This is a genomic window from Ruegeria sp. HKCCD8929, from assembly GCF_013031405.1.
Taxonomy (GTDB): Bacteria; Pseudomonadota; Alphaproteobacteria; order Rhodobacterales; family Rhodobacteraceae; genus Ruegeria.
The window spans coordinates 415,079-427,885 of sequence record NZ_WPZY01000003.1; the positions used below are offsets into that span (position 1 = coordinate 415,079).

At 63.9% G+C, this 12,807-nt stretch carries 13 protein-coding genes; 3 read left to right on the forward strand and 10 right to left on the reverse strand.

Going from position 1 to position 12,807, the window contains the following annotated elements; all coding sequences use genetic code 11:
* Positions 1–37: 37 nt before the first annotated feature.
* Both GOX53_RS06995 and GOX53_RS07000 read right to left on the reverse strand, forming a co-directional pair.
* A complete protein-coding gene (locus tag GOX53_RS06995) occupies positions 38–685 on the reverse strand; it encodes a sulfotransferase family 2 domain-containing protein (protein ID WP_171174741.1) in 648 nt (215 codons plus the stop codon).
* A 38-nt stretch (positions 686–723) separates the two neighbouring features.
* Positions 724–1,632, reverse strand: coding sequence for a DMT family transporter (locus GOX53_RS07000; RefSeq protein ID WP_171174743.1), 909 nt, complete (start codon positions 1,630–1,632; stop codon positions 724–726).
* Between the two features lie 261 nt (positions 1,633–1,893).
* Between GOX53_RS07000 and GOX53_RS07005 the strand changes: the two genes are divergently transcribed.
* Entirely contained in the window at positions 1,894–2,907 is a 1,014-nt protein-coding gene (locus tag GOX53_RS07005) for a hypothetical protein (protein ID WP_171174745.1), read from the forward strand.
* Between the two features lie 14 nt (positions 2,908–2,921).
* Here GOX53_RS07005 and GOX53_RS07010 read toward each other — a convergent pair whose 3' ends face one another.
* The 7 genes from GOX53_RS07010 to GOX53_RS07040 all read right to left on the reverse strand — a co-directional run bounded on the left by GOX53_RS07010 (position 2,922) and on the right by GOX53_RS07040 (position 9,399).
* Positions 2,922–3,449: a hypothetical protein gene (locus GOX53_RS07010; protein WP_171174747.1), complete on the reverse strand. Its 528-nt coding sequence runs from the start codon at positions 3,447–3,449 to the stop codon at positions 2,922–2,924.
* 79 nt (positions 3,450–3,528) lie between these two features.
* On the reverse strand, positions 3,529–4,161 hold the full coding sequence (gene upp / locus GOX53_RS07015; RefSeq protein WP_171174749.1) for a uracil phosphoribosyltransferase: 633 nt from the start codon (positions 4,159–4,161) through the stop codon (positions 3,529–3,531).
* Positions 4,158–5,159 carry an adenosine deaminase gene (locus tag GOX53_RS07020; RefSeq protein WP_171174751.1) on the reverse strand — a complete coding sequence of 334 codons (1,002 nt, stop codon included), beginning with the start codon at positions 5,157–5,159 and terminating at the stop codon, positions 4,158–4,160. The genes upp and GOX53_RS07020 overlap by 4 nt, the downstream gene beginning before the upstream one ends.
* Positions 5,156–6,367 (reverse strand): phosphopentomutase, encoded by a 1,212-nt coding sequence (locus tag GOX53_RS07025; protein ID WP_171174753.1) that lies wholly within the window; start codon positions 6,365–6,367, stop codon positions 5,156–5,158. Before GOX53_RS07025 ends, GOX53_RS07020 begins: the two co-directional genes overlap by 4 nt.
* Positions 6,364–7,671, reverse strand: coding sequence for a thymidine phosphorylase (locus GOX53_RS07030; RefSeq protein ID WP_171174755.1), 1,308 nt, complete (start codon positions 7,669–7,671; stop codon positions 6,364–6,366). Before GOX53_RS07030 ends, GOX53_RS07025 begins: the two co-directional genes overlap by 4 nt.
* 4 nt (positions 7,672–7,675) lie before the next feature.
* A complete protein-coding gene (locus GOX53_RS07035; RefSeq protein ID WP_171174757.1) occupies positions 7,676–8,068 on the reverse strand; it encodes a cytidine deaminase in 393 nt (130 codons plus the stop codon).
* A gap of 245 nt (positions 8,069–8,313) precedes the next feature.
* A complete protein-coding gene (locus GOX53_RS07040) occupies positions 8,314–9,399 on the reverse strand; it encodes a cupin domain-containing protein (RefSeq protein ID WP_171174759.1) in 1,086 nt (361 codons plus the stop codon).
* Positions 9,400–9,541: 142 nt separating this feature from the next.
* On the opposite strand from GOX53_RS07040, the gene GOX53_RS07045 reads away from it, so the two are divergent.
* Entirely contained in the window at positions 9,542–11,815 is a 2,274-nt protein-coding gene (locus GOX53_RS07045; protein ID WP_171174761.1) for an NADP-dependent malic enzyme, read from the forward strand.
* A gap of 43 nt (positions 11,816–11,858) precedes the next feature.
* Entirely contained in the window at positions 11,859–12,248 is a 390-nt protein-coding gene (locus GOX53_RS07050; protein ID WP_171174763.1) for a GFA family protein, read from the forward strand.
* A gap of 39 nt (positions 12,249–12,287) precedes the next feature.
* Here the strand turns inward: GOX53_RS07050 and GOX53_RS07055 are convergent, their stop codons facing one another.
* Positions 12,288–12,641 (reverse strand): glycine zipper domain-containing protein, encoded by a 354-nt coding sequence (locus GOX53_RS07055; protein WP_171174765.1) that lies wholly within the window; start codon positions 12,639–12,641, stop codon positions 12,288–12,290.
* Between the last annotated feature and the right edge of the window lie 166 nt (positions 12,642–12,807).

Consider the following 12,807-nt stretch of genomic DNA (forward strand, 5'->3'; position numbering starts at 1 on the left):
CGCCGAATGTTCTTACCCCGACAAACAAAGTTACATATTATTCAAAACGATAGCCGAATTTATTAATGTCTTCGGCACAGGCCTGCGCCACCGCCTCCATCCCGCGATCCGAATAGTAGCGCCGGTAATCCGTTTCCCGCTCGGACCGGTTCAGATGGGGCATCTCGACCGAAAACCCCAAATGCGCGAACAGAGGCACTGCATCTTCGGCAAAGTGTTCGATCCGGATATAGGCCGCGCATTGCTCGACCCCGTCCGCCCTTTGCATGTAGGACCGCGCCGGGCTGGCGCGCAACGAGGTCAGAATGTCCGGATGCATCACAAAGGGCTCGAACTCGAGCCGTTTGGCGTGGGTTACCGCGATGTGGTCGAACCGCTGCTCGCGCAGCCAATGGTAGTAGCTGACGACCCGGTCCCACGGGTTGCGCACGAGGGTAAAGGCGAAAAGCCCGCGCAGCACGTCCGGCGCGATCAGCCCGTCGATATCGCTCAGCGTCGAATGTTTCCACAAGCGTCCCCGACTTGGGGCATCTTTCACCCGCTTGCGGCGGCGCTTGGCCCTGGGCGTGTCGCCCAGCAGGATATCGTCTTTCATCGCCCGCCCCTCAAGTGCCAGCGCGAGAGACGTGCCGCCCGTCTTGGGGATATGAACAAAGACATAGGAACGGCCGGTCGAGATGATCATGCCGTCACGCTAGCTGCGTTTCGGGGCAAGCTGAACCCCTAGCCGGAGCGAAGCGCAATCACGCTGCCCGCCGTCGCGATCAATGCGATACCGGCGATCTGCATCATCCCCACCGGCTGCCCCAGCGCCGCCCAGGCAAAAAGCGGGCCAAAGATCATCACCGAGTATTCGAAAACAGACACATAGGATGGCTCACCCAGTTGATAGGCCTTGATCAGCATGAACACCGCCAGCGACGAACCGACGGCTTGCACCATCACCCAAGGGATCGCCTCGGACATCGGCCAGACCCAGCCCCGGGTGACAAAGCCTGCGGGGCCGCTAACTGTCTCGCTCGGAAACGCCGCCAGCCCGATCAGCCCTGCTGACCCGGCCAGTCCCAGCGCAATCACCAGCGCGCCCAGCAGCACCACGGTGCTTTCGCCGGCGCACATGTGCCGCGTGGTGACGGCTCCCAGCGCGTAGAAAAACCCGCCCGCCACCGGCAGCAGCACCTTGAAGTCAAAATCCTGCGGATCGGGCTGCAATACGCAGAGAATGCCGGCAAAGCCCACAACAACCGCCAGAATGCGCCAGATGCCGATCCTCTGACCCATACCAAGCGATGAGATCAGCAGCACGAACATCGGTGACGTGAAGAGACCCGCCAAGGCTTGGGCGATGGGCATCACCGCCAGCGCGCTGAAATAGAACATCAGGGCGGTTGCCACCAACACGCTGCGCAGAATGACCGCGCCCAACCGCTGCGGCCTCAGACCTCCCAACCCGATCAGGGACATGCCCCCGATCAGCGGCAACATCATCAACGTGCGGGTGAGTTGGAATTGCCACAGCCCGATGGTCTCGGCCAGAAGGACGACGACATTGTCGATCACCCCCAGGATTGCCATCGCCGCCACCATCAGAATCGAGGCGGAGACCGGGTATGAGGAACTAGGGGCCTGCATCCCCTTCCCCTATCAGCCGCCCTGCCCCGGCTCTGAGCGATCCGCGACACCGCATGCCGGTTTGCGACCCCGCATTTGCCCACCGCGCAGGCGTGCAACTCACTTGCCGCGCGCGAGCCACGCTACAGCGCCTTGCGCTTTACCTGAGGCGTTTTTATCGAAATGCGCGTTCGACCGAAGGGAGTGGCCGCGTATTTCGATTCAAATCAAACGCAAAACGCTTTAAGCTTGGCTAAAAGAGGACGAGCACAACCCAACCCCATGACGGCTCTGAAAGAATACGAACGGATCGAAGCCACCGGTCTGTGGCGGGCCTCGCACGAGGATCAGCGCCGCGAGGTGGTCATCTCGATCGGCGAGGCGACCCTGACGATCTCGGATTTCAACGACCGGGCGCTGACCCACTGGTCGCTGGGAGCGCTGGAACGGCAGAACCCCGGCGAGACCCCGGCGATCTACAGTCCCGATGGCGACCCGGGCGAAACTTTGGAGCTACCTGACACCGAACAGACCATGATAGAGGCGATCGACCGCCTGCAACGCGCCATCGAACGGGCCCGCCCGCATCCCGGGCGGCTGCGCTGGCTGAGCGTGGCGGGGGTTCTGGCCGTGGTGATCGCGGCACTGGTCTTTTGGCTGCCGGGCGCACTGCAGCGTCACACGGTGTCGGTCGTGCCCGCGATCAAACGTCAGGACATCGGTCGCATGGTGCTGCACCGGATCGAACGGGTCGCGGGGCGGGCCTGCAGCACGGACGAGGCGCAGGCGGTGCTGGGCCGCCTGGCGCAGCGTACCGGCGTGCGGCGCCTGGTGGTTCTGCCCGCTGGTGTGGCCGACAGCCTGATCCTGCCCGGCGGCATCGTGTTGCTGAACCGGGCGCTGATCGAGGATCACGAGGACCCCGCCGTCGCAGCCGGATACGTTCTGGCCGAGCGGACCCGGGCCGCGGCGATGGACCCGCTGGCCGACCTGCTGGGCAGGGCGGGGCCGCAGGCGTCGTTCCGGTTGCTCACGACCGGAGAGCTGACGCCGGATATCCTTGATCTCTACACCGAGCAGGTGCTGACCGAACCTCGCCCGCAGGTTTCGGACGAGGTGCTGCTGGGGCTCTTCGGGCAGGCGGCGATCCCCTCGACGCCCTACGCCTATGCCCGCGACATCACCGGAGAAACCGTTCTGGGGCTGATCGAAGCCGATCCGATGGCGGGCCGCACGCTCGAACCTGTGCTGCCGGACCGCGACTGGGTCCGGCTGCAAAATATCTGCGGCGGCTAATCCCGGGTCGCTGTCTACCGGTTATACCCGGTGACCCCCGATACGTTGCCGGAGAAGACGTCGATGCTGGTCTCCTGCCGCTTCTGGCCCAGATAGGTAGGCCCCACGCGCTGCACGGTTGCGATTCCGCCGCCCGAGGACGCTGGGTTCAGTTTGCGTGGCGTGGTGCTCTGCCAAACAAGATCGGTCTGAGCATCGCCATAGGCCGAACGCAGACCCCGGCGCGGGTTGAGCCGATCATCCTGGCGCCGTACCGCCCGATAGCCGCGCGGGGCGACAAAGCTCTGCGGCGCCACCGCAGAGCGCAACGTGTGTTCGGCGCGGTGCTGGTTCAGGCGGCCATCGGTCCAGACGCTGCGGTAACCGCGTGGGATAACCGGCTGGCCCACTCGCTTGCGCTGCTCATAGACATGGCGCGGCACGACGCGGGTGTCGAGCGACAGCGGCGTTCCATCCGGCGTAAGCGGAGTATCGGCCATGAGCCCGCCCGTACCGACCAGCGCCGCCATCAGCCCGGCTGCAAACAAACGTATCACTTTCATGGCCGCCCTCCCGAAAATGGAACCTCAACGTTGCCCCAGGACGGGACATGAGTAAAGCGGCCAGTTCGATGAATTTGCTCTACTTTGTCCCGAACATCCGATCACCCGCATCGCCCAGCCCGGGCATGATGTAGCCCTTGGAGTTCAACTCGCGATCCAGCGAGGCAGTGACTATGGGCACATCCGGATGTGCCTCTTTCATCCGCGCAACACCCTCAGGCGCGGCCAGCAGGCAGAGGAAACGGATATCGGTGGCGCCTGCCTCTTTGAGCAGATCGATGGCGGCAGCCGAGCTGTTGCCGGTGGCCAGCATCGGGTCGACCGCGATCACCAGACGGTCCTTCAGCCCCTCGGGCGCCTTGAAGTAGTACTGCACGGGTTTCAGCGTCTCTTCATCGCGGTACAATCCGACAAACCCCACCCGGGCAGATGGTACAAGTTCCAACACTCCGTCCAGCATCCCGTTTCCGGCGCGCAGGATCGACACCAGCGCCAGTTTCTTGCCGGCCAGAATTGGCGCGTCCATCTCTTCCATCGGCGTTTCGATATGGCGGGTGGTCAGCGGCATCTCGCGGGTGATCTCATAGGCGAGCAACTCGGTGATCTCGCGCAGCAACTGCCGGAACCCGGCGGTCGAGGTGCCCTTGTCCCGCATGAGCGTCAGCTTGTGCTGCACCAGCGGGTGATCGACGATGGTCAGGTGTTCGCTCATGTTGTCTCCAGTCTTTTCTCGACCCGCGCGCGGGTATCTTCATCGCAAAAGGCCGCCTCAAGCGCTGTGGCGTTGAGCACGGCGAAATCCTCGGGCCCCCATCCGAAGGCCCTGTTCAGCATCTCGTATTCCCGCCGCATGGTTGTATGAAAAAACGGCGGATCGTCGGTCGAGACCGTGACCTTGACACCCGCCTCGCGCAGACGGGCGATCGGGTGGGCGGCGAAATCGGGATAGAGGCCCAGAACCACGTTCGAGCCCGGGCAGACCTCAAGCGTGATGCCCCGGTCGGCCAGTTCGTACACCAGATCGGGGTCCTCTATGGCGCGAACACCGTGGCCGATCCGCTCGACTTTCAGATCGCGCACCGCATCACGCACGCTCTCGGGCCCGCCGAACTCGCCCGCATGGGTGGTCAGTTGCAGCCCGGCTTCGCGGGCGCAGTCGAAGGCCCAGGCAAAATCGCCCTGACGGTGCATGCCTTCGTTCCCGCCCATGCCGAAGCCGGTGATCCAGTCCCCGGCGGTTTCGGCAGCGCAGCGGGCCGAGGCCTTAGCCTGTTCCGGGCCGAAATGGCGCACGCAGGTGACAACGCCGCGCAGGGTGATGCCCAGCTTGGCCTCGGCCTCGTCAGCGGCATCCTGAATCGCGGCCAGATAGTCGCGCCAGGCCGCCACGTCTCCGCCGCCGCAGAAATCCGGGCTGAGAAAGGATTCCGAATAAACAACGCCGTTTGCGGCACTTTCTTGGAGAATCGCCCAGGTCAGGCGGCGGAACTCCTCGGGCCCGGTCAGCACCTGGCTGGCGGCCTCATAGACGCTGAGGAAATGCGCAAAATCGCGGAAATCGTAGGAGCCGTCGGGTTTGAAGATTCCACTCAGGTCAATGCGTTTCTCATGCGCCAACTGGCGGATAAAGGCCGGTGGGGCCGCGCCTTCGTGATGCAGGTGCAGTTCAACCTTTGGCAGGTCGGCAACCGGAGTATCAGCAGCAGTCAAAGAAAGCTCCTCCCCGGCCCATGCGCCGGAACATCAAGATGTTGGGCGATACTGGCGGCAACATCGGCAAAGTTCACGGCGCCGATTTCACCCGCACCGCGCCCGGCGATCAGAACCGGCACCTGTTCTCGGGTGTGATCGGTGCCAGTCCAGCTCGGGTCATTGCCGTGATCGGCGGTCAGCAGCATCAGGTCGCCGGGGCGTAGTTTTTGCAGGACCTTGCCGATCTCGACATCGAACCATTCCAGCGCACGGGCATAGCCGCTGATATCGCGGCGGTGGCCATAGAGGCTGTCGAACTCGACGAAATTGGCGAAGGTCAGGCTGCCCTCTTCGGCCTCATCGACCAGCGCCGACAGATGCCCCATCAGCTCGGCATCCGAACCCTTGCGCAATGTGTCGATCCCCTGCATCGAGAAGATGTCACCAATCTTGCCGACCGCGTGCACCCGGCGTCCTGCGTCCTGCGCCCAGTTGGTCAGCACCGGCGCAGGCGGAGTGATGGCGAAATCCTTGCGGTTAGTGGTGCGGGTAAAGCCCTGATCCGGGCTGCCCACGAAGGGGCGCGCGATGACGCGGCCCACCTTCATCTCGTGCAGGCGCGGAGCGATAGCGCGGCATAGATCCAGCAGGCGGTCGAGGCCGAACGTCTCCTCATGCGCCGCGATCTGAAACACGCTGTCGGCGGAGGTGTAGCAGATCGGCTTGCAGGTCTGCATATGCTCGGCGCCGTGGCGGTCGATGATCACCGTGCCCGATGCGTGACAATCGCCGAGGATACCGTCCGTGCCAGCAACCTCGGCCACCGCGCGGCTGAGATCGTCGGGAAATGCAGGCACCGTGTCCCGGAAATAGTGCCAGTCCCACGGCACCGGCAGCCCGGCCAACTCCCAATGTCCCGAGGGCGTGTCCTTGCCCGGACTGTGCTCGCGCGCGCACCCCCAGAGACCGGTGGGCTCTGCATCAAACCCCGGTGCATCGTCGCCCGAGGCCAGCCGAACGGCCGCCGCGAGCCCCTGCGCCTCCAGATTGGGCAGTTGCAGGGGACCGCTCCGCCCCTCCTCTGCCTCCCCGGCAGCGCAGGCCTGCGCGATATGGGCCAGCGTGTTGGCACCGGTATCCGGGGTCGTGCCATTGAAAAACCGGTCCGCATCCGGCGCGCCGCCGATGCCCACCGAGTCCATCACCACCAGAAAGGCCCGGGTCATGCGGTAATCCTTTCATGTACCAGAGGCGGCAGGTCCGTAGGATTGTCGCCCAGCGTGATCGCCGCGCGCACGGCAGCCTCGGCCTGCCGCGCCGCATCTTCGCGGGCAGCGTGGATCACGGCGAACGGCTCTCCCTTGCCAACCTTGTCGCCCAGCCGAACCATGCCTGACAGGCCGACACTCGGGTCGATCACATCGTCTTCCACCTGACGCCCGCCACCCAGCGCCACCACGGCGAGGCCCAACGCCTCGCCATCGATGGCAGTGATATAGCCCGCTTTGCGCGCCTGCACTTCCTGAACCACAGTGGCTTCGGGCAGGAACCGTGCCCAGTTCTCGACGAACTTCACCGGCCCGCCCACGGCGGCAATCATGCGGCCAAACCGTTCGGCGGCGCGGCCATCGCGGATGATCTCGGCTATAAGCACGGAACCCTCTTCGACATCGCTTGCCAGTCCGGCATCAACCAGCAGCACGCCACCCAGTTCCGCCGACAGCCCGGCCAACGGGCTGTCTTGTCCGCTGGTCAACGCCCGCATCACCTCGGCCACTTCCAGCGCGTTGCCCAGCGAGGGCGCAAGCGGCTGGTTCATGTCAGTAATCACGGCCGAGGTCCGACATCCGGCGGCATTCGCGGTCCCGGCCAGGGCGCTTGCAAGTGCCCGCGCTTCATCCGGTGTTTTCATGAACGCGCCGCTGCCAACCTTGACATCCAGCACCAGCGCATCCGGGCTGGCGGCCAGCTTCTTCGACAGGATCGAGGCGGTGATCAGGTCAAGGCTTTCCACGGTCGCGGTCACGTCCCGGATCGCATAAAGGCGCTTGTCGGCGGGCGCGATAGTCGCCGTGGCGCCGACGATCGCCGCGCCCACATCGCCCACGATCTGTGCCAGCCGCTCCTGCCCCACCTGCGTGGTGACGCCGGGAATGGCCTCCATCTTGTCGAGCGTGCCGCCGGTATGGCCCAGCCCGCGCCCCGAAATCATCGGCACATAAACCCCGCATTCCGCCAACGCAGGCGCCAGCACCAGCGACACGCAATCGCCGACCCCGCCAGTCGAATGCTTGTCGATCACCGGGCCGTCCAGATCCCAGCTCAGCACATCGCCACTGTCTCGCATCGCCAGCGTCAGCGCGGCGCGGGCCTCAGCGCCCAGCCCGCCCATGCAAACCGCCATGGCAAAGGCCCCGGCCTGCGCGTCGCTCACGCCGCCATCGGCCAGGCCTTGGGCGAACCAGCGCAGTTCCTCGCTTGAAGGCACTTCCCGGCGGCGTAGCCGGGCAATGATCGAACGGGCGTCCATGCGCTCAGGGCTCCTCCATATGCGCAGCACCAAAGGCCCCCGGCAGCAGATCGCCGATGGTCGTATGCATCTCGGTGCCATCCACGGTGGCCATGGTGACGACAACGTCCGCCTTGCCGAATTCGGCCAGTTTCTGGCGGCACCCGCCACAGGGCGGCACCGGCTGCGGACTGCCCGCAACCACGTAGACCTCAGTCAGCTCAGTCTCGCCCGCGGCAACCATCGCAGCAATGGCGCCCGCCTCGGCACAGGTGCCTTCGGGATAGGCCGCGTTCTCGACATTGCACCCGGCATGGACTGCGCCCGAGGCCGAACGGATCGCGGCCCCCACCTTGAACTTGGAGTAAGGCGCATGCGCGTTTTCGCGAACTGCGAGGGCGGCGTCTTTCAGGCTCATGAGCGATTCCCCGATTTTTTGATCATCTGGTCAGAATGGCATACCCTAAAGGAAGGACCGGCGCGAGGTGAAGTCTGGACCATGGGAAAGGGGGCGCTGCCCCCGCCGCGCGTTCCGCGCGACTCCCCCGGGATATTTATGAACAGAAGAAGCAGGATAGGCGTTCTGCTCTTCTTCTGTTTGAAAATATCCCGGAGCGCGAGGCAGAGCCTCGCATCCACGGCCTCCACAGGCGCGCCGCGTCCTCAGGCCAAGGTGGTGTTGAACACGCCGGGCAACGTCACTTCGAGCAGTTCCACGTCGTCGGACGGATCGGCAAGCCGCGTCTTCATCCCCGGTGGGATGACAAAGGCATCGCCCTGTTCCAACCGGTAGGGATCGCGCCCTTCGCCCTCGAGCGTCACCTCGCCGTTCATGACGAAGGTGAAGTGGATATCGGTGTCATGACTCGCCCAGACCGGATCGCCGTCACCCCGACGCACCACTTGCACGCCCGCGACGCCCTTAGTGTTCTCGTCAATCGTGGTGTCACGGCAGACATAGCCCGGCAGGCGAAAGGGCATCCATTCGGCTCCTTCGGCCTGGTTGTAAACGAACCGCTGCCCCTGCCATTCGCGGTCGGGGCGATAGTGCGGTGTGGGCAGGGTCATCTCGTGGTCGATCTCGGTCACGTGTTCCGCCGGAACGCCGATCTCGATCACCTGCACATTGTCGCTGGCCTCAAGCACGCGGTGGCGAATCTCGGGTGGCTGGATGAAGCAATCCCCCGCGGTCAGGCGCATCCTTTCCCCCTGATCCTCATAGACCACGTCGACCCAGCCATGGATGCAGAAGATGAGTTGAAAGCCCACCTTGTGAAAATGCACCATGTCCGGCACCGGGCCGCCGTCCGGGATGCGGATATGGCTGGCAATGATCGACCCGCCCAGACGCGAGGGCACCAGATCGCGGTAATGCATCCCCGCCCGCCCGATGATCCATGACGCCTGATCCTTGAGGCGGCGCACGACGAAGGAATGCACCGTTTCGGGCATGACCATCGGCGGGTTGCGCTCTTCGATCTCGATGCGGGTGCCGTTCGGCGCCACCATTGAGCGTTTACCCGCCGCAAACCCGTCCGGATCCTCGGTCAGGATGCGGATCGTGCCCGGCGGCTCGGGCGCGTCCTTTTCCACCCGCAACCGCAGCCCGTGACCGGAAAACACCGCCGTGCGCGGGTCGTCGGCGGGATAGATCATGTCCATCCGCATCCCCAGAACCTTGGTGAAAAACGGGATATCATCACGCAGCTCGCGTGTTGGCAGGCGCATTTCCGCTATGGTGTCCGTCATCTTCGTCTCCTCTGGCCGGGACAGTGACCGGGGCCTGACAGATTTGCAAGAAGCCGCCTGCGGCAGAGATTCGCGAAAACCCCTGTTTCCCCGGCGTCAAAAGTAGTTTAATGCTAAACTAAATTTCTCAAGGAGCGCCTTCATGTCCGACACCCCCAGCCAGCGCCAGGCCGCCCTCGATTATCACGAATTCCCCAAACCCGGAAAACTCGAGATCAAGGCGACGAAGCCGATGGCGAACGGGCGGGATCTGTCGCGCGCCTACTCTCCCGGCGTGGCCGAGGCCTGCATCGAGATCAAGCAGGACGCCTCCAGCGCCGAACGCTATACCGCGCGGGGCAATCTGGTGGCGGTGGTGTCGAACGGCACCGCCGTGCTGGGGCTGGGCAATATCGGCGCGCTGGCCAGCAAACCGGTGATGGAGGGCAAGGCGGTCCTGTTCAAGAAGTTCGCCGGCATCGATTGCTTCGATATCGAGGTGGATGAGCAGGACCCAGAGAAACTGGCGGATATCGTCTGTGCCCTCGGCCCCACCTTCGGCGCCATCAATCTGGAAGACATTAAAGCGCCAGACTGTTTCATCGTCGAAAAGCTCTGCCGTGAGCGGATGAATATCCCGGTTTTCCACGACGACCAGCACGGCACCGCCATCGTGGTCGGCGCCGCCGCCAAGAACGCGCTGCATGTGGCGGGTAAATCGTTCGGGGATATCAAGATCGTCTCGACCGGCGGCGGGGCGGCGGGCATCGCCTGCCTCAACATGCTGGTCAAGCTGGGCGTTAAGCGCGAGAACATCTGGCTGTGTGACATTCACGGGCTGGTCTATGAGGGCCGCACCGAGGACATGAACCCGCAGAAGGCGGCCTTTGCACAGAACAGCGATCTGCGCACGCTGGATGAGGTCATCGACGGGGCGGACCTGTTCCTGGGCCTTTCCGGCCCCAATGTACTGAAATCCGAGATGGTCGCAAAAATGGCCGACAGGCCCATCATCTTTGCGCTGGCCAATCCGACGCCCGAGATCCTGCCCGACGTCGCGCGCGAGGTGGCCCCAAAGGCGATCATCGCCACCGGGCGGAGCGATTTTCCCAATCAGGTCAACAACGTGCTTTGCTTTCCGTTCATCTTCCGGGGCGCGCTGGACGTCGGCGCGACCGAGATCAATGACGAGATGCAGATCGCCTGTGTCGACGGCATCGCGGAACTTGCCCGCGCCACCACCAGCGCCGAGGCGGCGGCGGCTTACAAGGGCGAGCAGCTGACATTCGGTGTGGATTACCTGATCCCAAAACCCTTCGACCCGCGCCTGGTGGGCGTGGTGTCGTCGTCGGTGGCCCGGGCCGCTATGGAAAGCGGCGTGGCCAAACGGCCCATCGAGGATATGGAAGCCTATAAAGAGAAGCTGAACCAGACCGTCTTCAAGTCGGCCTTGCTGATGCGCCCCGTATTCGAGGCCGCCACCGCCGCCTCGCGCCGGATCGTCTATGCCGAGGGCGAGGATGAGCGGGTGCTGCGCGCCGCCCAGGCCGTGCTGGAAGAGACCACCGAAACCCCGATCCTGATCGGCCGCCCCGAGGTGATCGAGGCACGTTGCGAACGGATGGGCCTGTCGGTGCGCCCCGGGCAGGATTTCCAGATCGTGAACCCGGAAAACGACCCGCGCTACTACGATTATTGGACCTCGTATCACCAGCTCATGCAGCGCCGGGGCGTCACCCCGGATCTGGCCAAGGCGATCATGCGCACCAACACCACCGCTATCGGCGCCATCATGGTGCATCGCGGCGAGGCCGACAGCATGATCTGCGGCACATTCGGCGAGTTCCGCTGGCATCTCAACTACGTCGAACAGGTGCTGGGCAATGGCGATCTGCGCCCGCATGGCGCCATGTCGCTGATGATCCTTGAGGACGGCCCACTGTTCATCGCTGACACTCATGTTCGGCAACTGCCCACGCCCGAAGAACTGGCCGAAATCACCATCGGCGCTGCTCGTCACGCGCGTCGGTTCGGCGTCGAGCCCAAGATCGCCTTTTGCTCGCAATCGCAGTTTGGCAATCAGTACGAGGGCTCGGGCAAGCGGTTGCGGGACGCGCTCGCGCTTCTCGACAGCGAGCCGCGCGATTTCTCCTACGAGGGTGAGATGAACTTGGACACCGCGCTCGATCCGGAATTGCGGCAGCGGATTTTCCCGAACTCCCGGCTGGAGGGTGCGGCCAATGTGCTGATCTTTGCCCATGCCGACGCGGCAAGCGGCGTGCGCAACATCCTGAAGATGAAGGCGGACGGGATCGAGGTTGGCCCGATCCTGATGGGCATGGGCAACAAGGCGCATATCGTGACACCCTCGATCACCGCGCGGGGTCTGTTGAACATGGCAGCCATTGCCGGAACGCCGGTTGCGCATTACGGTTGATGCCGGCGGTCGCATTTCCGGCCGCCCATCACGGGAGGTCACCATGAAAGGGCATTGCCATTGCGGCGCGGTGCACTGGGAAAGCGATGGTGAGGTGGCGTGGAGCTGTTATTGCCACTGCACCGACTGCCGCCGGAACTGCGCGGCACCCGTCACCGCATTTTTCGGACTGCCGCACGGGTCAGTCACCTGGTCCGGCGACGCGCCACGCATCTACAACTCATCCGAAGGGGTCGAACGCCTGTTCTGCGGCACCTGCGGTACGCAGATGGCGTACCGCAAAGCCACGGATAAGGTGAACATCCACCTCTATACCGCTACCCTGGAGGACCCGAACGAGCTGCCGTCCCGCTTCCATGTCTTCCATGCCGACCATCTGAGCTGGCTCAACATTCAGGACACGCTGCCGCGCTACGCCAAATCTGCCGGGTAGGCCCCGGCAGATCCAACGCGTGCGGCGCTTGCGGACAGGTCAGCCGATTACTCGGTGCCCCCGCCCCTGCATGCAGTTGACCATCACCTGACGCCGGATCAGCTCGTCATTATACTGCCCCTTTGCGGCCCCGATAATGGCGCCGCTCAACGCCCCCGCGACAACATCCTCGCTCTCACCGATGGTCCAGCCGGTGACCGCACCGCTGACCGCGCCATAGGCAATATCCGCGCCCTGCTTGCCCGGATGGTAATTTGCGGCCAGGGCCCGGCACTCGACCTCGTCAAAGCCGAAATTTGCGTTGCGCGTGCCGTCCACCGCCAGCGGTTTCTGCATCGGATACTGGCCACAGGCTGCAAGGCCGAGCAGGGCGACAAACATCAGTTTCTTCATCTTGGTAATCCCTTTTAAATACACCGTCCGGGTGGGGCGCATCGGCGGCAGAAATATCCTGCCCGCCTGCTGAATCGGAGATGGGGATCGGGCGTCACTTTGTAGAGATCACGCCAAAGTGAACGCAGCGTCACAAGTACGATTTTCGCTCTTGCGGCTGACGCAG

Excerpts from the sequence above, each read along its gene's own strand:
- GOX53_RS06995 (WP_171174741.1), bottom strand. The coding sequence starts at position 685 with ATGATCATCTCGACCGGCCGTTCCTATGTCTTTGTTCATATCCCCAAG.
- GOX53_RS07000 (WP_171174743.1), bottom strand. The coding sequence starts at position 1,632 with ATGCAGGCCCCTAGTTCCTCATACCCGGTCTCCGCCTCGATTCTGATG.
- GOX53_RS07005 (WP_171174745.1), top strand. The coding sequence starts at position 1,894 with ATGACGGCTCTGAAAGAATACGAACGGATCGAAGCCACCGGTCTGTGG.
- GOX53_RS07010 (WP_171174747.1), bottom strand. The coding sequence starts at position 3,449 with ATGAAAGTGATACGTTTGTTTGCAGCCGGGCTGATGGCGGCGCTGGTC.
- upp (WP_171174749.1), bottom strand. The coding sequence starts at position 4,161 with ATGAGCGAACACCTGACCATCGTCGATCACCCGCTGGTGCAGCACAAG.
- GOX53_RS07025 (WP_171174753.1), bottom strand. The coding sequence starts at position 6,367 with ATGACCCGGGCCTTTCTGGTGGTGATGGACTCGGTGGGCATCGGCGGC.
- GOX53_RS07030 (WP_171174755.1), bottom strand. The coding sequence starts at position 7,671 with ATGGACGCCCGTTCGATCATTGCCCGGCTACGCCGCCGGGAAGTGCCT.
- GOX53_RS07035 (WP_171174757.1), bottom strand. The coding sequence starts at position 8,068 with ATGAGCCTGAAAGACGCCGCCCTCGCAGTTCGCGAAAACGCGCATGCG.
- GOX53_RS07040 (WP_171174759.1), bottom strand. The coding sequence starts at position 9,399 with ATGACGGACACCATAGCGGAAATGCGCCTGCCAACACGCGAGCTGCGT.
- GOX53_RS07045 (WP_171174761.1), top strand. The coding sequence starts at position 9,542 with ATGTCCGACACCCCCAGCCAGCGCCAGGCCGCCCTCGATTATCACGAA.
- GOX53_RS07050 (WP_171174763.1), top strand. The coding sequence starts at position 11,859 with ATGAAAGGGCATTGCCATTGCGGCGCGGTGCACTGGGAAAGCGATGGT.
- GOX53_RS07055 (WP_171174765.1), bottom strand. The coding sequence starts at position 12,641 with ATGAAGAAACTGATGTTTGTCGCCCTGCTCGGCCTTGCAGCCTGTGGC.